Source organism: Massilia sp. S19_KUP03_FR1, from assembly GCF_036688685.1.
Taxonomy (GTDB): Bacteria; Pseudomonadota; Gammaproteobacteria; order Burkholderiales; family Burkholderiaceae_D; genus JALYUM01.
In genome coordinates this window covers 125,467-144,563 of record NZ_JAQQPS010000002.1, presented here as the reverse complement: position 1 = coordinate 144,563, position 19,097 = coordinate 125,467, and the positions used below count along the sequence as shown (strand labels likewise).

The window sequence follows — 19,097 nt, the reverse complement described above, 5'->3', positions numbered from 1 at the left end:
GCGGGGATGACGCGTTATGGGTGATTTTTGTCGTACCTCTACCGGAACCTCAATGCGTCTTCTCGTTTGCCTCCTGGCCTTTCTGTCCATCATGCCCGCCTCCGCCGAAAAACTCACCCTCGACCGTATCCACGGCGACCCATCGCTTGCCGGCCCCGGCGTGCGCAGCCTGCGCGTTTCGCCCGACGGCGAACGCGTCACCTTCCTGCGCGGCCGCGAAGACAACCAGTTCCAGCTCGACCTGTGGGAATTCAACACCAAGGATAAATCGACCCATCGCCTGGTCGACTCGAAGCTGCTGGTGCCAACCGAGAATCTGTCGCCGGAAGAAAAGGCCCGCCGCGAGCGCGCCCGTACCGCCAGCCTGTCCGGCATTCTCAGCTACAGCTGGTCGCCGGACGGCAAGCAGTTGCTGGTGCCGATTGCCGGCGACCTGTTCCTGGTCGACGTGGCCCATCCCGACCAGGCCCGCAAAGTCGCCAGCGGCAATGTGCTGGACCCTAAAATTTCGCCACGCGGCAAATTCGTCTCCTTCGTGCGCGCCCAGAACCTGTTCATCATCGACCTGGCCACGGGCGCCGAACGCCAGCTGACCAATGATGGCCAGGGCACCATCCACAACGCCGAAGCCGAGTTCGTGGCCCAGGAAGAAATGGATCAGACCACTGGCTACTACTGGGCGCCCGACGATTCGGCGATTGCGTATAAACGCTACGACGAAGCGCCGGTGCCGGTGGTGCGCCGTTTCGAAATCTTTGCCGACCGCACCGACGTGGTCGAGCAGCACTACCCTGCCGCGGGCGACCCGAACGTGCTGGTCGATTTGCTGGTGGTCTCAACGACCGCAGTCGGGCAAAATGCGCCTGCCCCGCGCAAGATCGACCTGGGCGCGAACCGCGATATTTACCTGGTCCGCGCCGACTTCAGTGCCGACAGCAAGACCATCGTGTATCAGCGCCAGTCGCGCGACCAGAAGAAGCTGGAACTGATTGCCGTCGACGCCGCCACGCTGGCGCAAACCACGCTGTTGACGGAAACCTCGACCACCTGGGTCAGCATTCACGACGATCTGCGCTTCCTGAAAAACCGCAGCGCCTTTATCTGGGCGTCGGAGCGCAGCGGCCGCAAACACCTGTATTTGTACGACATGAAGGGCAAGCTGCTGCACCCGATCACCAAGGGCGAATGGGGCATCGACAATGTGCTGGCCGTGGACGAAGCAGCCGGCAAGGTGTTCGTCGCCTCGAACCGCGACGCCGTCATCGACAAGCAGGCCTACGCCGTGAAACTCGATGGCAGCAATGCCGACAAGCCGGCCCGCATCACGCTGGGCGACGGCTGGCACGAAAACAGTTTTTCGCGCAATGGCCAGCTGTTCGTGGACACCTATTCGAACCCGCAGACGCCACCGCAAGTGTCGATCCGCAAGGCCGACGGCAGCATGATCCAGTGGCTCGAGCACAATGAACTGAACGCCACGCACCCGTACGCGAAATTCTTGCCGGACCATTTGCCTACCGAATTCGGCACCATCAAGGCGCATGACGGCCAGACCTTGCACTACTCGATGATCAAGCCGGCCAATTTCGATGCGACCAAGCGCTATCCGGTGTTCCTGTTTACCTACGGCGGCCCGCATTCACAGCGCGTCACGCGTACCTGGGGCAATTATTTTGACCAGTACATGGCACAGCAAGGTTTCGTGGTGTTCCGCCTGGATAACCGCGGATCGAGCCGGCGCGAGCGTGCGTTCACCGACGTCATCTACAACAACCTGGGCAAGAACGAAGTCGAAGACCAGGTCACGGGCATCGACTGGCTGGCCAAACAATCGTTTGTCGACCCGCAGCGCGTCGGCGTGTTCGGCTGGAGCTACGGCGGCTTCATGACCTTGCGCCTGCTCTCGGCGGCATCGGACAAGATCGCGATGGGCGTGTCGGTGGCGCCGGTGACGGACTGGGCGCTGTATGACACCCACTACACCGAGCAATTCGTCGGCGCCACGCCAAAGAGCGATCCGCAAGCGTATGCCAACAGCGGCGTGTTCGCGCATCTCGACGGCTTGAAATCGCCGCTGCTGCTGATTCACGGCATGGCCGACGACAATGTGCTGTTCACCAACACGACGCGCCTGATCGATAACCTGGTGAACCGGAATGTGAAGTTCGACCTGATGACCTATCCGGGCGCCAAGCACGGCATTTCGGCACGTAGCAGCCAGCGCCACGTGTATGGACTGATCGAGGCGTTTTTCAAGAAAAACCTGGGTGTGACGGAAAAAAAGTAAGTCTCCGCCCATAAAAAAAGCCGCTTTCGCGGCTTTTTTTACATTCAAAAACAATCAGATCTTGTCGATCGCGTCTTTGACGTTTTCTTTTGCATCGCCCAGGCCAGCCTGCGCTTTGCCTTCAGCCTGGTTTGCCAGGCCCTTGACTTGCTGTTCGGTGCTGCCCACTGCTTTACCAGCGGTTTCCTGGATTTTGCCGCCGATGTCTTTCAGGTTACCTTTGACTTGATCTTGGTTCATGGTGCTCTCCTAAAGTTTTACAGGCCGGTAGTGGCGATGTCTTGGATTCACTATACAGCCGCGTTTCCCATCCTTCTGTTCGACGCCGCACCGAACGCCGCAAAAACTTAAAAGGGCTGGCAACTGGCCATGAAAATCAGCGGCAGCGTACTCCACGTGATCGCAATAAAACTCAGTACCGACGCCAGGAAGGCGCCCAGGTCGAGCAGGCTACCCTTGCCGATGCGGCCGCGCCACGACAGCCACAGCAGGCCGCAGCAGGCCGACAGCGCCAGCGCGGTGGTCACGCCCAGCACCATGCCCGATGCGCAGCCGGCGGCGATATAGGCGTAGCAAAAGAAAAAGTGCGCGGCCCATACCAGCAGCGGTGCGCAGACGCGCATCACGGAGGCAAATAAAGGATCGCGGTTTTGCATCAAGCACCCATCCATTGGGGTAAAAACGACACAGCCAGCGTGCCGAGCACGCCTTGCAGCACGCTGCCGTGCCAGATCAATGCGCTGTTATCGAAGGTGCCGCGGTTGCGGCCGTGCAGTTTACCATTCCAGGCGCGTAAGAACAGGTAAATCCCGATGATGACCAGGATGAACACGTGCCAACCCTGGTACGCCAGCAGCGCAGCGATGGTCGCGGCCCAGGCAGTTGCCGTCGGGTCCAGCCCGGCGCCGCGCTGGCCCAGCATCACGACCACAAAACCGGCCACCAGCAGCGCCAGCGCCAGCAGGGTCGCCACGCGCAGCCAGGCCTGGTGCCGGTCGACCAGTTTACGACGCGCAAACTCGATGCAGGCCGAGCTGGCCAGCAGCAAAGCAACAGAGCCGTATTGCCAGATTGCCCCGGGCAAGCCTGCGCCAGGCGGCGGACAAATGTTCAGGCGCATCGAAATATGAATGAAAGCAAACAAAAAGGACGCGAAGATCGTCAGGTCGACCACCATCAAGATGGCGGTGCCCCACCATGCATGGGAGCGCGGTCCAACCATGCCGACCGGCAGCATGACATGGTCCGCGACCTGCACTTCTGTTTGCAGCGGCGCCTGGTCGGTCTCCCACAGCCAGGCGACGATGGCCACCAGCGCGATGATGCCGCAGGTCCAGGCGGTCACGGCCCACTTGATGGTCAGCAGCAGGAAGAAGCCGGCCGTGCCGAGCGCGGCAATAAACGGCAGCCAGCTGTCTTTCGGCAGCACCAGCACGTACAGCGGGGTCGCCTTGATGGCACTGGTGATGATGGTTTCGCGCAGGCCCGTGGCGCTGCCGGGCAGCCAGTGCTGGCCGGCTTCCACTTCGCGCGCCAGCGCCAGGCGGTCCCACAAGGGATCGGCGCTGTCGACCTGCGGGATGCTGCGCGTGGCGTAGTCCTCGTTGGGCAGCCACTCCAGCGTGGCCGCGTTCCAGGGGTTGCCGATCGGCCGGGCCGGCTTGCGCAAGCTGCGCACCAGGTCGATGAAAAACAGCACCACGCCGGCGGCAAACACAAAGGCGCCGATGGTCGACAACATGTTCAACCCGCTCCAGCCCATCTCGGCGCCGTAGGTGTAGACCCGGCGCGGCATGCCCAGCATGCCGGTCAGGTGCATCGGGAAAAACGCCACATTAAAACCGGCGAACATCAGCCAGAACACCCAGCGTGCCAGCCGTTCCGACAGCGCCACGCCCTTGAGCAGCGGCATCCAGTAATACAGGCCGGCAAACACGGGGAACACCATGCCGCCGATCAGCACGTAATGCAGGTGGGCGACAATGAAATAGGTGTCGTGTACCTGCCAGTCGAACGGGACCACGGCCACCATGACGCCGGTCAGGCCGCCCAGCACGAAAATGAACATGAAGCCCATCAGGAACAGCGCCGGACCATTCCAGGCGACCTTGCCTTTCCATAAGGTCGCGATCCAGCCAAACACCTGGATCGCCGTCGGCACCGCCACCGCCATGCTGGCCGCCGACACCAGCCCCGTTTCCAGCGGCCCCAGGCCGGCTGTGAACATGTGGTGGGCCCACAGCGCGAAGCTGAAAAAGCCGACCACCACCAGCGCCACCGTGATTGCGCGCCGGCCCACCAGCGCGGTGCCGGCAATGGTCGGGATCATCGTCGAGACCATGCCGGCGGCGGGCAGAAAGATGATGTACACCTCGGGGTGGCCGAAGAACCAGAACAGGTGCTGCCACAGGATCGGATCGCCCCCGCGCGCGGGGATGAAAAACGGCCAGTCGAAGGCGCGTTCCAACTCCAGCAGCGTGGTGCCGGCGATCACGGCGGGAAAGGCGAACACGATCATCACGGCGACCACCAGCATCGACCAGGCGTACACCGGCATTTTGCCGAGCGTCATGCCCGGCGCGCGGGTAAACAGGATGCCGACGATCAGTTCGATGGCGCCGGCGATGGCCGAGATTTCGATGAAGCCGATGCCGAGCAGCCAGAAGTCGGCATTGATTCCCGGCGAGAATTCCTTGCCCGTCAACGGCGGGTACATGAACCAGCCGCCATCGGGCGCCAGGCCGGCGAAGATGCTGCAAAAAAAGCCCAGGCCGCCGAAGGCATAGGCCCAGAAGGCATACGCCGACAGGCGCGGGAACGGCAAGTCGCGTGCCCCCAGCATGCCCGGCAACAAATACACGGCGATCGCTTCGACCACCGGGATGGCGAACAAAAACATCATCACCGTGCCGTGCATCGTGAACAGCTGGTTATAGACGGCCGGACTCAAAAAGGTATTGTCCGGCACCGCCAGCTGCACGCGCAGCAACAGCGCCAGCACGCCAGCCAGCACAAAGAACAGCAGCGCGGTGCCGATGTACAGCAAGCCGATATTGGTGTTGTTGACGCTGGTAAGGAAGCGCAGCCCCTTGGGCGTTTGCCAGATTCGCTGCAGTTGTTCGAGCTCGCCCGCGGGACGTGGCAGGGAGCTGGGGGTGGTCGGATTCAAGGAAGGGTCTTTCATTTCAGTTGTTCCAGCCAGGCGGCCAGCGCCTGCAACGAGGCGGGGTCCATGTCGCTTGACGCCGGCATGCGCACGCCCGGTTTCACCGCGTGCGGGTTGGCGATCCAGGCGGCCATGGCAGCGCTGCCGTTGGGCAGCGTGCCGGCGCCCAGGTGCGAGCGGCTGCCGACGTGGGTCAGGTCAGGGCCGAGATTGGCGCTGGCAACCACGCCGCGCACCGTGTGGCAGGCGCCGCAATGCTGGGCGAGGAAGACTTCGCGTCCGGGCAACTGCTGGCCGCGCGCAGGCTGCGCCTGCCCGGCCAGCCAGGCATCGAACGCGGCCGGCGCTTCGGCCACCACGAACAAGGCCATGCGCGCATGCTGCTCGCCGCAGTATTCGGCGCACTGGCCGCGCCAGCGACCAGGCTGGTCGACCTGGACGCGCATGCCGTGCGGGCGGCCCGGCACCATGTCGACCTTGCCGCCCAGCGCCGGCACCCAGAAGCTGTGGATGACGTCGTTGCTGACCAGGGACAGATACACCGGGCGCCCGGCCGGCAAGTGAATTTCATTGGCCAGCACGATGTCCTGGCCGCCGCGCGGATTCGGGTAGCGCACTTCCCACCACCACATTTTTGCCGTGACAGAAATGGCCAGTGCGTCCTGCGACGCCGGCATCGTCAGTTCGGCGCTGCGCCAGGTGGAATAGGCCAGCAAGGGCGTGAGCACCAGCAGCGGCAACGCAATCCCACCGCCAACGATCCAGTGCAGTGGTTTGACCGCACCGGCTTTGCGCCGCACCGCGCGCCAGAGCAGGAAGCAGACGCCGGCAAGGAGCAGCGTGGCGCCAATGATCAATATCCAGGTGAGTTCGGCAATGGTGCGGGCATCGATGGCGGCCGGATGCAAAATCGATTGCAGGGAAGGTAAATCGATCATCGAAGCGTGGCCAGGTAAGCGGCCATGTGGTGCGCTTCAACGTCGGAGACGCCCATCGCCGGCATGGCCGTATCCGGTTTCAGGGCGGCCGGATTGACCAGCCAGCGCGCCAGCTTGTCGGGCACATTCGGGATGCTGCCGGCAATGTAGCTGCGCCGGCCGAAGGCGGCAAGCGTGGGGCCGGTGCGGCCCTGGGCGGCGGGGATCGCGGGAATCGTGTGGCAGGCCCCGCACTGGAACTGGTCGACCAGGCGTGCGCCGACGACGGCGTCGCCGTGCACGGCGGGCGGCGCCGGTTCGCGCCGGCTGCAGGCCGACAGCGCCAGCAAAATCGAAAAAACAAGAAGGCTGCGCACGCTAGGCTTTTGCTGGAAATGGATGACTCGCTATACTACAAGAATAATAACTTATCACTTTTTCAACAGAACACTGCATGCGTAAAACCACCCGCCTCATCGTCAAGACCATCTGCGCCACCATTGCCGTGGGCGGTGTGCTGGGCGCGCTCGGCGGCGCCATGTTTGCGAAGGCGGGTTGGTACAATATCGGCGCCCTCGCCCCGCACTGGCAGTTCGCCTACACCTTCCTCGAATACGGCATGCATGAATCGGTGCGCCATCACGCCAGCGCCGTGGTGGCGCCGGCGCCGCCGGATGCCGCCTCGCTGCGCGCCGGCGCCGCGCTGTACAAGGCCAATTGCGTCGCCTGTCACGGCGGACCGGGCGTGCCGATGGCCAATTTTGCCAAGAGCATGCAGCCGTCACCAGGGCCGCTGGTGGATGCGGCGCGCCGGTGGTCGGCGCCCGAGATGTACTGGATCGTGCAGCAGGGGATCAAGACCAGCGGCATGCCGGCGTGGAAATACCATATGAGCGATGCGCAGATCTGGCAGGTGGTGGGATTTTTGTCCCACCTGCCCCGCCTCAGCCCGCAACAGTTTGCCGTGTTCGACGCGGGCGTGACGGCCGCGCCCATGCCGGACGGGCCGGCGCTGCTGGCCGGCGACGCCCTGCGCGGGAAGACGGCGCTGGGCCAGTATGCGTGCCAGTCGTGCCACCTGATTCCCGGGGTGACCGGATCGAAAACCTATGTGGGACCGCAGCTCGCCAGCTTCGGCCGGCAGAACAAGATCGCGGGACAGCTGGTCAATTCGCAGGCGAACCTGGTGCGCTGGATTACCGATCCGAAGGGCGTCGATCCGGCCACCGCCATGCCGGACCTGGACGTGGCGCAGCAGGACGCGGTGGATATGGCGGCGTATCTGGCGACCTTGAACTAAGCTTTGCGCCAGACACTGGCAAGCCACGGCTGCTGCTCGCGCGGCACGCCCGGCGGACGATAGTAGTGTTCTACCTCGACAAAACCTGCAGCTTCGACGAAGCGCTTCCAGCTGGCGTAGTCGTGATAACTGCCGTAGCGCCCGCCCGACCAGCCTTCCTGGTTATCCCCGCGCGGATTGGAACTGAACAGCACCCCGCCCGGCTTCAAGGTCGCACACAGCTGCGCCAGCACGGTCGGCAACATCGCCCGCGGCACGTGAAACAGGCTGGCGTTAGCGAACACGCCGTCGAAGCGCGCGGCCGCCAAGTCGAGGTGCAGGAAAGACTGGTGCCACACCGTGCAGCCGGAAAATGCGCGCGCCATCGCCACGAATTCGGCGGCGCCATCAAGCCCCACCGCCACGTGCCCCAGACGTGTAAAAGTGGCCAGGTCGCGCCCGGGGCCGCAGCCCAGGTCGAGGATGGTGAACGGCGCCGGCGTCGTGATGGCGCGCAGCAAAGCGTCGATGTTCTGGCTGACGTCGTGGTCGCGCGTGCCGGCAAAAAATCCGGCCGCGTTGCTGTCGTAGTCGGCCAGGGTGCTGCTGGCGATGGCGTCGAGCTCGTCCATTTACCAGACCTGCACGCGTTGTTCCGGCGCCAGGTAAAGCGACTGGCCCGGCTGGACATCGAAGGCACTGTACCAGGCGTCGAGGTTGCGCACGGTGGCGGCGCGGTACATGGCCGGGGCGTGGCCGTCGGTGAGTACGCCGCGGCGCAGCGACGGCTCGCGGAACTTGCTGCGCCACGCCTGCGCGAAACCGAGGAAGAAGTCACGGTCGGCGTCGGCGCCGCCTGTTGCACTGGCCTTGAAGGCATCGTAGGCCGCCGCCAGCCCGGCCAGGTCGGCCAGGTTTTCGGACAGGGTCAGTTGACCGTTCACCGCCAGGTCGGGAAACGGTTTGTAGGCACCGTACTGCGCGACCAGCTTGCCCAAAGCCGTTTGAAAATGTTCCAGGTCTGACTTGGTCCACCAGTCGCGCAGGTGGCCTTCGGCGTCGAACTGGGCGCCCTGGTCATCGAAGCTATGGCTGATTTCGTGGCCAATGATGGCGCCGATGGCGCCGTAATTGGCCGCGTCCGACGCTTTCGGGTCGTAGAACGGCGCTTGCAGGATGGCGGCCGGAAAGTTCAGCGCATTTTGCAGCGGCAGGTTAACGGCATTGACCAGTTGCGGCGGCATGGTCCAGTCGGTGCGGTTCGGTTTACTGTGCAGCAGCGCGATTTCATTCGCGTAGTGGAATTCCTCGGCGCGCACGGCATTGCCGAAGGCGTCGATCGGCGACACCGTCAGGCCGGTATAGGTTTTCCAGTGCTCGGGATAGCCGACACCCACGTACAGCGTGCGCAGCTTTTCCTTCGCCTGCGCACGGGTGGCGGGCGCCATCCAGTCGAGCTTGTCGATGCGCTGACCGAAGGCGGCAACGATATTGGCCACCATCTTTTGTAGCGCCACCTTGTTGGCGGCCGGGAAGTAGCGGGCCACGTAGATTTTGCCGACGGCGTCGTCGAGCGCGCCGTTGGTGGCGGCCAGCGCCCGTTTCCAGCGCAAGGACTGCTGCGGCGCGCCGGAGAGGGTTTTGCCGTTGAACGCGAAATGCTGGTCGACAAACGCTTGCGGCAGGGTCGCGGCGTGGTGGTTGATGAGGTGGAAGGCAAGATAGTCCTTCCAGGCCGGGACGTCGGGATTGGCCAGCAGCGCGGCCGCGCCCGTCATCGCGCTCGGGTGCCAGACGCCAAAACTGGCCTGGTCCTGCAACTTGGCGGCGGCAAACAATGCCTTCCAGTCCACGCCCGGCGCCTTCGATGCAAAATCGGCCAGGGTCCAGGTGTTGTTCGATTTCTGGATATCGTTCGACTCGTCGCGCGGCGCGTGGGTGTTGGCAATTGCCATCTCCAGCGCGAACACACGGGCGGCGCGCTTGTCCGGCTCGGACAAGCCGGCCAGTTTCAGCATGGCGGCAATATGCGCCTGGTAAGCCGTGCGCAGCGCCGCCATGCGCGGGCTGGCATCGAGGAAGTAAGCGCGATCGGGCATGCCCAGGCCGCCCTGCAGGAGGTAGGCGTGGTTGCGGGTGCTGTCGGACAGCCCTTGCGCGACCCACAGCCCGAACAGGTTTTCGGTATAAAAATTGGTGTTGTTGAGCGGGTCGACATTGGCGCGTACCGATTCGCCCAGCGCGCGCGTGAGGGTGGCCTTGTCCTTGATGGCGTCGATTTTCGCCAGCAGCGGCTTGAGCGGGCCGGTGCCATTGCTTTCGATCGCCTTCTGGTTCATGAAGGCGCTGTAGTAATTGGTCACCATGCGCGCTTCGCCGGTGGTTTTGCTATCTTTGGCCAGGTCTTCGATCAGCTTGACGATGCGCGCGTTGGTTTCGTCGGCCAGCGCACCCATCGCGCCCCAGCTGCCGCGGTCGGCGGGGATGGCCGTCTTGTTCAGCCATTCAGTGTTGGCAAACATGAAAAAATCGTCGCCGGGCAGGACGGCCGCCGCTGGCTCTGCCACGGGGGCGGCACTGGCCTGACCAACCGCGTGGGCCGGGGCAAGCGCCAGTGTCAAGCCACACAGGGCAATGGTGAGAGCGGTTTTCAATGGCGTCCAGCTGGTCTTCATGGGGTCCCTTGTTAAAAAAGCACGGTACGAAATGTCGCCGTATTTTAGCGCTAGCCGGTCCCACAAAAAAATAATTGAAATTATTTTTAAAAAACCCTCAAGTTTCGGCACGCCCTTCCGTTACCGGAGGACAAGCGGTCATCCGTTCGCATTTTTACCTGGTAAAAGCCATGACATCAAACGAAGTCCTCGCCATGTACGAAACCCTTGCCGGCCTTACGGCAAAGATGTCGGTCGCCGCGCAAGCAAACGACCGGGACGGCCTGTCCCGGATGGAAAACCAGTGCGACGGGGTTAAAAGCGCTGCCGCAAGCGGCATCCCGACCCTGGACGGCGCCGCACGCCAGCGCAAAATTGCGCTGATCAAGCAGATCATGGCCAACGACCGCGCGATCCGCGCCAGCACCGAGCCGTGGATGAGCAAAGTCGACGCCATCATGAGCGGCGCGCACTAACTAACGAATATGCAGACATAAAAAAAAGCGCCTTGGCGCTTTTTTTTCGTTCCATAATTCGGGAGGGCGAGCACCAGGTATCTCCTGGCGTCGCCTCGTGCCGGTTGCACCCGGCGTCCCGCACCGCTGCTGGTGCAAGGACTGCTTCCGGAGCCAGGCGTTTGTTCAACGACTATCGGCAAATCGCGCCACACTATCGGTGGTGGCTGCGGGCCGATCCTGTTCCGTCCATGGCTAGACTAAACCACTGGTCTAGACAACCATGAAATCGAGTATAGCGCAAACCAAATAACTTTTGGTGCAAGTTTTAAGTTTGAAGTAGTTTATTTTTTAATCATGTTCCGGTTTACGGCACACCCTTCCCGCCCGAGGCGCCGAACACCTGGCCGGTCGAGTAGCTTGCTTCATCGGATGCCAGCAAGACGTACACGCCGGCCAGCTCGGCCGGCTGGCCGGGACGCTTCATCGGGGTCTCGACGCCGAATTTGGCCAGCGCGTCGGGCGGCTGGCCGCCGGTCACCTGCAGCGGCGTCCAGAACGGTCCCGGCGCCACCGCATTGACGCGAATCCCTTTCGATGCCAGCTGCTTGGCCAGGCCCTTGGTGAAAATCATGATGGCGCCCTTGGACGAGGCGTAGTCGATGATGTTCTCGCCCGGGTCGTAGGCATTCACGGACGCGGTGTTGATAATGGCCGCGCCTTCCTTGAGGTGCGGTACGGCCGCCTTGGTGATCCAGAACATGGCGTAGACGTTGGTCTTGAACACGTCGTCGAACTGCTGCGTCGTGATATCGAGGATCGATTCCTGCGACGCCTGGCGGGCCGCATTGTTGACCAGGATATCCAGTCCGCCGAGTTGCCTGACAGCGTCTTCGACCAGCTTTTTGCAGAATGCTTCGCTGCGGATGTCGCCGGGAATGGCGACCGCCTTGCGCCCTTCCGCGCGAATCAGCGCGACCACTTCGCGCGCATCGGGTTCCTCGGCCGGCAAATAATTGATGGCCACGTCGGCGCCCTCGCGCGCGTACGCGATGGCGGCCGCGCGCCCGATGCCGGAGTCGCCACCGGTGATCAGGGCCTTGCGTCCGCGCAGCCGGCCCGAGCCCTTGTAGCTGGTCTCGCCATGGTCGGGGCGGGGATTCATCTTGCTGGTCAGGCCCGGCCACGGTTGCTGCTGCACGGGAAACGGCGGTTTCGGATAATTTTTGGGTGCGGCCGGGGCGGCAGCGGCAGCGGCTGGCGCCTGGGCCTGGGCGGTGCTGGCGGCGCTGACAAGCAAGCCACCAGCGAGGCCGCCGAGGGCCACGCGGCGGGAACGGTTCGGTTGGTCATCCATCGGGCAGGTTCTCCAGGTAAGTTAATAAAACTAATTTACGAGGAGTTAAGAAACGCGTCCGTTAAATAGCGAACGCGTGCGCGGCTACGCTTCTTCCAGCACCGGTTCGGCCTTCGCCGCTTTGCCGGGCCGCAGCCGCTTCTTGATGCCATCCAGGAAACCGGGCGACTTCGGCCCGGCGGGTGCATCCGGCGCCGTCTTGCCGCGGCGACGGCGCAGCAGCAGGAACACGATGGCGCCGATGGCCGCCAGCGCCACCAGCGCGGCGACGCCGATCCACAGCCACGGCGTGGCCGACGGCGCGCGCACCACTGGCTTGGGCTTCTTCGGTGTGACCAGGACCGCGACCGGCGCCGGCGCCGGCTTGATCGTGGCAATCGGCGCCACGGGCGCTGGCTCGGCCGGCACCAGCGTGGCCTGCAACAGCTTGATCTTGTCTTCCAGGCCGACCAGCTTCGCTTGCAGGGCCACATTCTTTTTGTCGAGGATGGCGCAGGCGCTGTTCGATGCCGAGGCCTTGCACGCGCCCGGCGGCGCGGGGCGCAGCGAGGCCGGCAAACTGGTGCTCACGCGAGCCAGATGCAGTGGCAGCGGCGGGGCGGGCGGCGCCACGGCTGGCACCGGTGCTGAAACAGGCGCCGGCGCCAGGGGTGGGGCGACTGCAATTGGCGGCGGCGGTGGCGGCGCCGGGCGCGGATCGGGGGTCAGCCACAAGGTCGCCAGCCGCACGTCCTTCTGCGCGCCCTGCCCCAGTTCGAGGAACAGCAGCAGCATCTCGGTATCCACGGGCCGGCTCGACACCACGTGCACGAACTGTTTGCCATCCTTGCGCAGCACCGACAGCGTCAATGTCGACAGCAGCGCTGGCACGCTCACGCTGGCGCCGCGGTACACGTCCGCACTGGCGACGCGCACGTGTACCGGGGCGGCCGGATCGTCTAGACCGGACAATTCGATGTCGGCCACCAGCGCCTGGCCGCGCCAGGAGCTGACGCGCGGCTCGCCCAGCTCGGCAGCGCCGGCGCACACGGCCAGCATTGAAGAGATCAGCAACAGGGAAATGTGGCGGTATGCCATATGAATGGAAGAATTTATAGCCTAAGCGTAATTAACGGACGTTGGAGTAAACTCTTTAGCTCTTCCCCACAAAAATGAGGCTGCAATGGACCACCGGATTGAAAAAGACAGTTTTGGACCGATCGACGTGCCGAGCGACAAATTGTGGGGGGCCCAGACCCAGCGTTCGCTGCACCACTTCGCCATTTCCACCGAGCGCATGGCGCCGGAGCTGATCGCCGCCATGGCCCAGTGCAAGCGCGCCGCCGCCGCTGTCAACCGCTCGCTGGGCAAGCTGTCGAAAGAAAAGGCCGACGCCATCATGCAGGCCGCCGAGGAAGTCCTGGAAGGCAAGCACGCCGGCGAATTTCCGCTGGCGGTCTGGCAAACCGGCTCGGGCACCCAGAGCAATATGAACATCAACGAAGTGCTGGCCAACCGCGGGTCGGAGTTGATGGGCGGCGAGCGTGGCGAAGGGCGCAAGCTGCACCCGAACGACGACGTCAACCTGGGCCAGTCGTCGAACGACATGTTCCCCACCGCTATGCACGTGGCGGCGGCGCTGGCGGTGGCGAAATCGGTGTTGCCGGCCCTGGCCCACCTGCGCGGCACGCTCGACCAGAAGGCGCGCGCCTTTGCCGACATCGTCAAAATTGGCCGCACCCACCTGCAGGACGCCACCCCGCTGACGCTGGGCCAGGAGTTTTCCGGCTACGTCGCGCAGCTTGAATTTTCCGAGCACGCCATCAAGGCGTCGCTGCCCGGCCTGCTGCTGCTGGCCGCCGGCGGCACCGCGGTCGGCACCGGCCTGAATGCCCATCCCGATTTCGCGCCGCGCATCGCCGCCGAACTGTCCTCGCGCACCATGCTCTCGTTTAAAACGGCGCCCAACAAGTTCGCCGCGCTGGCCGGGCACGACGCCCTGGTGGCCGCACACGGCGCCTTCAAAACGCTGGCGGCGGCGCTAATGAAAATTGCCAACGACGTGCGCTGGATGGCATCCGGCCCGCGCTCCGGCCTGGGTGAAATCACCATTCCCGAAAACGAGCCGGGCAGCTCGATCATGCCGGGCAAGGTCAATCCGACCCAATGCGAAGCGCTGACCATGCTGTGCTGCCAGGTGTTCGGCAACGATGTCGCGCTGACCTTTGGTGGCGCCTCGGGCAATTTCGAGCTGAATGTGTTCAAGCCGATGATTGCGCACAATTTCCTGCAAAGCGCGCGCCTGCTGGCCGATGGCATGACCTCGTTCGATCACCATTGCGCCGAGGGAATCGAACCGAACCGCAAGCGCATCGGCGAGTTGATGGCGCAGTCGCTGATGCTGGTGACTGCGCTGGCGCCGCACATCGGGTATGATCGCGCCGCGCAAATTGCCAAAACGGCGCAGCACGATGGCAGCACGCTGCGCCAGGCGGCGCTGGCGTCCGGCTTCGTCGACGAGCAGCAATTCGACAGCTGGATCGTGCCGATGGACATGACGCACCCGCACCCGGGCTGAGCGTCCGGTTGACATAAAATCAACCGTACGCCGGCCCTTCATCTTTTGAGGATATGATGCAAAAAACACAATTTGAGCTCGCCGGCGAGTTCGTCGAACTGAACCAGCTATTGAAACTGGTGGGGCTGTGCGACAGTGGCGGCGCCGGCAAGAACATGGTGGCAAGCGGTGTCGTCAAGGTCGACGGCAAGCAGGAAATGCGCAAGACCGCCAAGATCCGCAGCGGCCAGGTGGTGAAGGTGGGGGATGTGCAGATTCAGGTAGCATAGCAAGGTCGGCATTGTGCGATCCCAAGGGAGCACGGTTGGCCTTGTCACTATTTTATGATGGACCAACCGCCCCAAGGTGCAGGCAATGAATATCGAAACTACCCAGCTGACGCAGGAACGCCTGATTGGCGACCTGCGCCTCGTCATTGAAAATGCCGAGCAGTTACTAAAAAACACGAACCAATACACCAGCGACATCTACCAGGCTGCACGGGCCAGGCTGTTGCTGGCGCTCGATGCCGCCCACGCCGAACTGGCGCGGGTGGAAGACGCTGCACTGACGCGCATGATCGAGGCCACGCACGCGGCCAACCTCGCGTACGCCGACCAGTCCGGTGAAGCGCGCTTGTTGCGCGCCTTCCGCTAAGGTTTTACGAAGGTGTTACGCGGTCGTATTGATCGTGTTGCCCAGATGCGAAGGCAAGTTCTGCGCGCCCGGCATCGGGGTCACCAGGCCCAGCAGCTGTTCGGCGGTCGACGCCTGGATGTCTTGCGCCTTCTTCAACACGGTCAGGCCGACTTCGTTCTTGGTACCGGTTTCGGCAATACTGGTCGACAATCTTGCAATGCTCATTGCATCCATGGCGCTTCTCCGAGAAGGGGGTGTTCCTTTTTAACGGTTGAATCGGGCCAAACTTGAGCCGGGCGTGCAACGATTATTCACACCAGGTAGCTAGCAATCCAGGCCAGCACCTGCTCAGGACGGTTCAGATCCAGCCAGATCACGGAAGCGGCCACGCCTTCAGGACGCGCGATATCCGACGCTACCGCGACGATGTTCGCGTCATCGGGGTACAGTGCGGGCTTGCCCACCGACGGCCGATACACTTCCAGCTTCGGCAGCGGCTCCCATTTATAGCCTTCGACCAGGGTCAAATCGGCGGGCGACAGGCGCGCCAGGTGCTCGGCCAGCGACGGCTCGGGCGCCCCGCGCAATTCCTGCATGATGGCAACCCGGTACGGCGACGCAATCATGACTTCGGCCGCGCCGGCCATGCGCAGGCGCGCGCTGTCCTTGCGCGGCGGTTCGAGCTCGATATCGTGGTGGCTGTGCTTGATGATGTTCACGCGCAGGCCCTGCCCCGCCAACTGTTCCACCAGCCAGGTCAGCAGCGTGGTCTTGCCGCTGCCGGACGTGCCGATCACGCCCAGCACGGGCGTGGTGAACGCGGGCAGCGCCGTCACCGGCGTGGGTTGCTTAAAAACTGACACGATAGCGGGTGCCGCGGAAGTTCAATACCGCGCCTTTCGGGAGTAATTTTTCCAGCATCAGGCCGGGGGCGATTTCTTCGCCTTCATGGCGCAGGATTTTGTCGACCAGCACCAGCCGGTCGGCAGCGTTGTCGGAATACATATAGCCACCAAAGGCGACGCGCGGCAATTGCTGCTGGATGTCGGCCGGGAGGTCCTTGGCGTAGCGAACCGTGTCTTCCAGCGCAGCCGGGGCTGGCGCGGCGATGGGTGCTTTGACAAGGACCGGCGCATCGACCTTGCGCGGGCGCGGTGTCGGCGTCGGTGCCGCAGGCGCGACGGGCGCGGGCGCCACCACTGGCGCCGGCACAGGCGCGGCGATCGGTGCTAACGCCGGTGCCACCACGGGTGCCACCACCGGCGCCATCGCCGTCACCGGAATCACGGCGGGCGCCGGTGCGCGCTGGCTCCATGCAAACCAGCCGACGACGACGACGACGAGCACGCCGGCGCCCAGCGCCAGCGCACCGGTTTTTTTCACCAGCGGCAAGCGCGGCGGCGTGGGGTACACGCTGGTCGCGTGTATCGTCGGCGCGTTGCCCAGCTGGCGCTCGGCCTGGGCCTTCTTGAGTGCTTCCAGAATATATGACATCAGTGCTCCGTTCGCGCCGAGGCCAGCAGGCGTGGTTCGGTCACGCCGCTGAGCTGGTTCAGGCGCATATAGGTGCGCGGGCCGGCCACGCCGTCGGATTTCAGGTTCTGGCTCATCTGGAAAGCTTTCAGCATCGCGCGCGTGCGTTTGCCCAAGGGACGTTCCACCGGCGGCGGCTCTTCGTCGTTGATCTGGGCCAGGCGCTGGGCGATCCAGTCGACGTCGGCGCCCTGCGCGCCGGCGACCAGCTGCGAGCGGAAGCCGCGCGGCATTTTATACAGGGTGGTGAATTCGCCGCCCAACTGTTGCACCAGCGTGGCAATTGCCACTTTTTGGGTAATCCCGCCAGACATCAGCGTGGCTTTGGCATCGTCCAGCCCGGTCAGCAGCGCGTAGCGGGTGGCCGGGCCGTCATGCAGCATGACCACGGCCGGACGATCGAGCAGGCGCAACTCGTACAGCCCGCCCTTGCCCTGGTGACAGCGCAAATTGACGGCCAGCACCGCATCGCACGGGGCGCCCGCCGCCAGCGTGACGTCCCACAAGCCGGCCAGTTCGCCCAGCGCGGCCGCTTCATCGGCGCCGGCAATGACGGTCGCCAGCGGCGCGGCGAGCGGCGCCGGCGCGGCCTGCGCCACCGGCTTGAGCGGCGCCTGCGCGACGACCGGCACGGCCAGCGGAGGCGTTTTGGGGAGCGACTGCCAGGCCACGGCAGTCAGCGCCACGCCGGCCAGCACGCCGCCCAGCGCCAGCGGCCAGCGTTTTGGCGCGGCCGGCCCAGCGCTGGCCGCAACGAATACTTCCTTGGCCGACTGGCGCAAAATCGCCCGCGTGACGACCGGGCTGTTCTCGGCGTAGGCGCCCAGCAGCGCGCGGTCGCACAGCAGGTTGATGCGGCGCGGCACGCCCTGCGTCAGGCGATAGATCAGGGGCGTCAAGGCGCGCGGAATGGGCAGCGTCGCCATGGCGCCGGCCACGGCCAGGCGGTGTGCAACGTATTCGCCGGTTTCCCCTTCCGTCAGCGGACCGAGGTGGTAGCGCGCGATGACGCGCTGGGCCAGTTGTTCGAGTTCGGGTCGCGCCAGCATGGTGCGCAGTTCCGGCTGGCCGATCAGGATAATCTGCAACAGCTTGCGCTCGCTGGTTTCCAGGTTGGTCAGCAGGCGCAATTGCTCCAGCACGTCGGCCGACAGGTTCTGCGCCTCGTCGATGACCAGCACATTATTCGTGCCCTGCGCATGGCTGGCCAGCAGGTAGCCGTTGATGGCGTCGACATAGCCCTTCACGCCGACCGGCCCCGGCCCGGCCGGCGCGAGCGTCAGGCCGAACTCGTCGCAGATCGACAGCAGTAGTTCTTCCACCGTCAGCTTGGGGTTGAAGATATAGGCCAGCTTGCAGTTGGCCGGCACCTGGTCGATGAAGCAGCGGCACACGGTGGTTTTGCCGGCGCCGATCTCACCGGTCAGCAGCACGAAGCCGCCGCCGCTGTTGACGCCATACAGCAGGTGCGCCAAGGCTTCGCGATGCCGTTCACTCATGAACAGGTAGCGCGGGTCGGGAGCGATGGAAAACGGTGCCTGCCTGAGATTGAAATAAGTCGTGTACATGGGAGACAGCTTAACCGGTGGGCAGCGGTTTATAGCGTGCGCAGTAGATTTTGGATTTTTTGTTGACGTAAGCGATGGTGCTGCCCAGGGCCGAGACCCGCAGCGGATATTTGTCGGCGCCCTGCACAGGATAGCGCAAACCAACCGCGCTCTTGACGGCATCGGCCAGCTTGTCCGGTTCGGACTCGGTCAGCGCGCCGATAGAAATCAGCTCGCTGGTGTCGTCGCTGACCCAGACTTCCTTCACCTCGGCGCCCCACAGCGTGGTATCGGGCGTCTTGAACCAGTAGGCCCCGCCCTCGTGCTTGTAGGATTTGCCGAAAGCGGTGTCGAGGTAATTGTAAAAATAGTTGTTCTCGAGATGGCTGCGGCACAGGATCGCATTCCCGATCACCGGCCCGAACGTCGACGGCATGGCGGCCGTTGCCGGCCAGGGCGCCAGGGCGACGCTTGCAAGCACGACCGCCACTGCCAGAGCGCGGCCGGCAGGCGTCATAACTTGGACATCCAGGCCCGGTTGGCCGCAATCTTGGCCTTGGCCGACGCCGGCAGCGCCTCATAGCATCCCGGATGTTGTTTGAGTGCCATTTCGCGCACTTCTTTTTTAAGGCCGTTGACAATAAACACGTACAACGTGCCCCCGTCCTCGGTCTTGCGGGTTCCCATGTAGCGTATCACCTTGCTTCCTCCTTCTCGATCGCGCCAT

Annotated in this window: 21 protein-coding genes; 6 read left to right on the top strand and 15 right to left on the bottom strand. The window is 63.8% G+C overall.

Going from position 1 to position 19,097, the window contains the following annotated elements; genetic code table 11:
- The first annotated feature begins 52 nt into the window (after nt 1-52).
- Complete coding sequence (locus tag V6M87_RS02395) at nt 53-2,287, top strand: S9 family peptidase (protein ID WP_332848128.1); 2,235 nt, start codon at nt 53-55, stop codon at nt 2,285-2,287.
- A gap of 54 nt (nt 2,288-2,341) precedes the next feature.
- Here the strand turns inward: V6M87_RS02395 and V6M87_RS02390 are convergent, their stop codons facing one another.
- The 5 genes from V6M87_RS02390 to V6M87_RS02370 form a co-directional block, all read right to left on the bottom strand.
- Entirely contained in the window at nt 2,342-2,527 is a 186-nt protein-coding gene (locus V6M87_RS02390; protein WP_332848127.1) for a CsbD family protein, read from the bottom strand.
- A 107-nt stretch (nt 2,528-2,634) separates the two neighbouring features.
- Nucleotides 2,635-2,943, bottom strand: coding sequence for a hypothetical protein (locus tag V6M87_RS02385; RefSeq protein WP_332848126.1), 309 nt, complete (start codon nt 2,941-2,943; stop codon nt 2,635-2,637).
- Nucleotides 2,943-5,471, bottom strand: a complete 2,529-nt coding sequence (gene ctaD / locus V6M87_RS02380; RefSeq protein ID WP_332848125.1) for a cytochrome c oxidase subunit I — start codon at nt 5,469-5,471, stop codon at nt 2,943-2,945. The genes V6M87_RS02385 and ctaD overlap by 1 nt, the downstream gene beginning before the upstream one ends.
- A complete protein-coding gene (locus tag V6M87_RS02375; protein WP_332848124.1) occupies nt 5,468-6,391 on the bottom strand; it encodes a cytochrome c oxidase subunit II in 924 nt (307 codons plus the stop codon). The genes ctaD and V6M87_RS02375 overlap by 4 nt, the downstream gene beginning before the upstream one ends.
- Nucleotides 6,388-6,747 carry a c-type cytochrome gene (locus tag V6M87_RS02370; RefSeq protein WP_332848123.1) on the bottom strand — a complete coding sequence of 120 codons (360 nt, stop codon included), beginning with the start codon at nt 6,745-6,747 and terminating at the stop codon, nt 6,388-6,390. The genes V6M87_RS02375 and V6M87_RS02370 overlap by 4 nt, the downstream gene beginning before the upstream one ends.
- Nucleotides 6,748-6,824: 77 nt before the next feature.
- Here V6M87_RS02370 and V6M87_RS02365 point away from each other — a divergent pair, with 77 nt between their 5' ends.
- Nucleotides 6,825-7,670 (top strand): c-type cytochrome, encoded by an 846-nt coding sequence (locus V6M87_RS02365; RefSeq protein WP_332848122.1) that lies wholly within the window; start codon nt 6,825-6,827, stop codon nt 7,668-7,670.
- Here V6M87_RS02365 and V6M87_RS02360 read toward each other — a convergent pair.
- Together V6M87_RS02360 and V6M87_RS02355 are read right to left on the bottom strand one after the other, a co-directional pair.
- Entirely contained in the window at nt 7,667-8,281 is a 615-nt protein-coding gene (locus tag V6M87_RS02360) for a class I SAM-dependent methyltransferase (RefSeq protein ID WP_332848121.1), read from the bottom strand. The genes V6M87_RS02365 and V6M87_RS02360 overlap by 4 nt on opposite strands.
- Complete coding sequence (locus V6M87_RS02355; RefSeq protein ID WP_332848120.1) at nt 8,282-10,324, bottom strand: M13 family metallopeptidase; 2,043 nt, start codon at nt 10,322-10,324, stop codon at nt 8,282-8,284.
- Between the two features lie 170 nt (nt 10,325-10,494).
- On the opposite strand from V6M87_RS02355, the gene V6M87_RS02350 reads away from it, so the two are divergent.
- The gene (locus V6M87_RS02350) at nt 10,495-10,779 is read left to right on the top strand and encodes a flagellar protein FliT (protein ID WP_332848119.1); all 285 of its coding nucleotides are present in this window, start codon (nt 10,495-10,497) and stop codon (nt 10,777-10,779) included.
- A 346-nt stretch (nt 10,780-11,125) separates the two neighbouring features.
- Here the strand turns inward: V6M87_RS02350 and V6M87_RS02345 are convergent, their stop codons facing one another.
- Together V6M87_RS02345 and V6M87_RS02340 are read right to left on the bottom strand one after the other, a co-directional pair.
- Nucleotides 11,126-12,115 (bottom strand): SDR family oxidoreductase, encoded by a 990-nt coding sequence (locus V6M87_RS02345; protein ID WP_332848118.1) that lies wholly within the window; start codon nt 12,113-12,115, stop codon nt 11,126-11,128.
- Between the two features lie 84 nt (nt 12,116-12,199).
- Complete coding sequence (locus V6M87_RS02340; RefSeq protein ID WP_332848117.1) at nt 12,200-13,168, bottom strand: FimV/HubP-related protein; 969 nt, start codon at nt 13,166-13,168, stop codon at nt 12,200-12,202.
- 109 nt (nt 13,169-13,277) lie between these two features.
- Between V6M87_RS02340 and fumC the strand changes: the two genes are divergently transcribed.
- The 3 genes from fumC to V6M87_RS02325 all read left to right on the top strand — a co-directional run bounded on the left by fumC (nt 13,278) and on the right by V6M87_RS02325 (nt 15,308).
- On the top strand, nt 13,278-14,672 hold the full coding sequence (gene fumC, locus V6M87_RS02335) for a class II fumarate hydratase (RefSeq protein ID WP_332848116.1): 1,395 nt from the start codon (nt 13,278-13,280) through the stop codon (nt 14,670-14,672).
- A 56-nt stretch (nt 14,673-14,728) separates the two neighbouring features.
- On the top strand, nt 14,729-14,941 hold the full coding sequence (locus V6M87_RS02330; protein WP_332848115.1) for an RNA-binding S4 domain-containing protein: 213 nt from the start codon (nt 14,729-14,731) through the stop codon (nt 14,939-14,941).
- 85 nt (nt 14,942-15,026) lie between these two features.
- Nucleotides 15,027-15,308, top strand: coding sequence for a DUF883 family protein (locus V6M87_RS02325; protein WP_332848114.1), 282 nt, complete (start codon nt 15,027-15,029; stop codon nt 15,306-15,308).
- 15 nt (nt 15,309-15,323) lie between these two features.
- On the opposite strand, the gene V6M87_RS02320 is transcribed toward V6M87_RS02325, so the two are convergent.
- From V6M87_RS02320 to V6M87_RS02295, 6 genes are all read right to left on the bottom strand, one after another.
- Entirely contained in the window at nt 15,324-15,524 is a 201-nt protein-coding gene (locus V6M87_RS02320; RefSeq protein WP_332848113.1) for a YjfB family protein, read from the bottom strand.
- A 77-nt stretch (nt 15,525-15,601) separates the two neighbouring features.
- Nucleotides 15,602-16,153: a molybdopterin-guanine dinucleotide biosynthesis protein B gene (gene mobB / locus V6M87_RS02315; protein WP_332848112.1), complete on the bottom strand. Its 552-nt coding sequence runs from the start codon at nt 16,151-16,153 to the stop codon at nt 15,602-15,604.
- Entirely contained in the window at nt 16,140-16,784 is a 645-nt protein-coding gene (locus V6M87_RS02310; RefSeq protein WP_332848111.1) for a general secretion pathway protein GspB, read from the bottom strand. The genes mobB and V6M87_RS02310 overlap by 14 nt, the downstream gene beginning before the upstream one ends.
- Nucleotides 16,784-18,391, bottom strand: coding sequence for an ExeA family protein (locus tag V6M87_RS02305; RefSeq protein ID WP_332848110.1), 1,608 nt, complete (start codon nt 18,389-18,391; stop codon nt 16,784-16,786). The genes V6M87_RS02310 and V6M87_RS02305 overlap by 1 nt, the downstream gene beginning before the upstream one ends.
- A gap of 10 nt (nt 18,392-18,401) precedes the next feature.
- Nucleotides 18,402-18,887 carry a hypothetical protein gene (locus V6M87_RS02300; protein WP_332848109.1) on the bottom strand — a complete coding sequence of 162 codons (486 nt, stop codon included), beginning with the start codon at nt 18,885-18,887 and terminating at the stop codon, nt 18,402-18,404.
- Nucleotides 18,884-19,057: a hypothetical protein gene (locus V6M87_RS02295; protein WP_332848108.1), complete on the bottom strand. Its 174-nt coding sequence runs from the start codon at nt 19,055-19,057 to the stop codon at nt 18,884-18,886. Before V6M87_RS02295 ends, V6M87_RS02300 begins: the two co-directional genes overlap by 4 nt.
- Nucleotides 19,058-19,097: the final 40 nt, after the last annotated feature.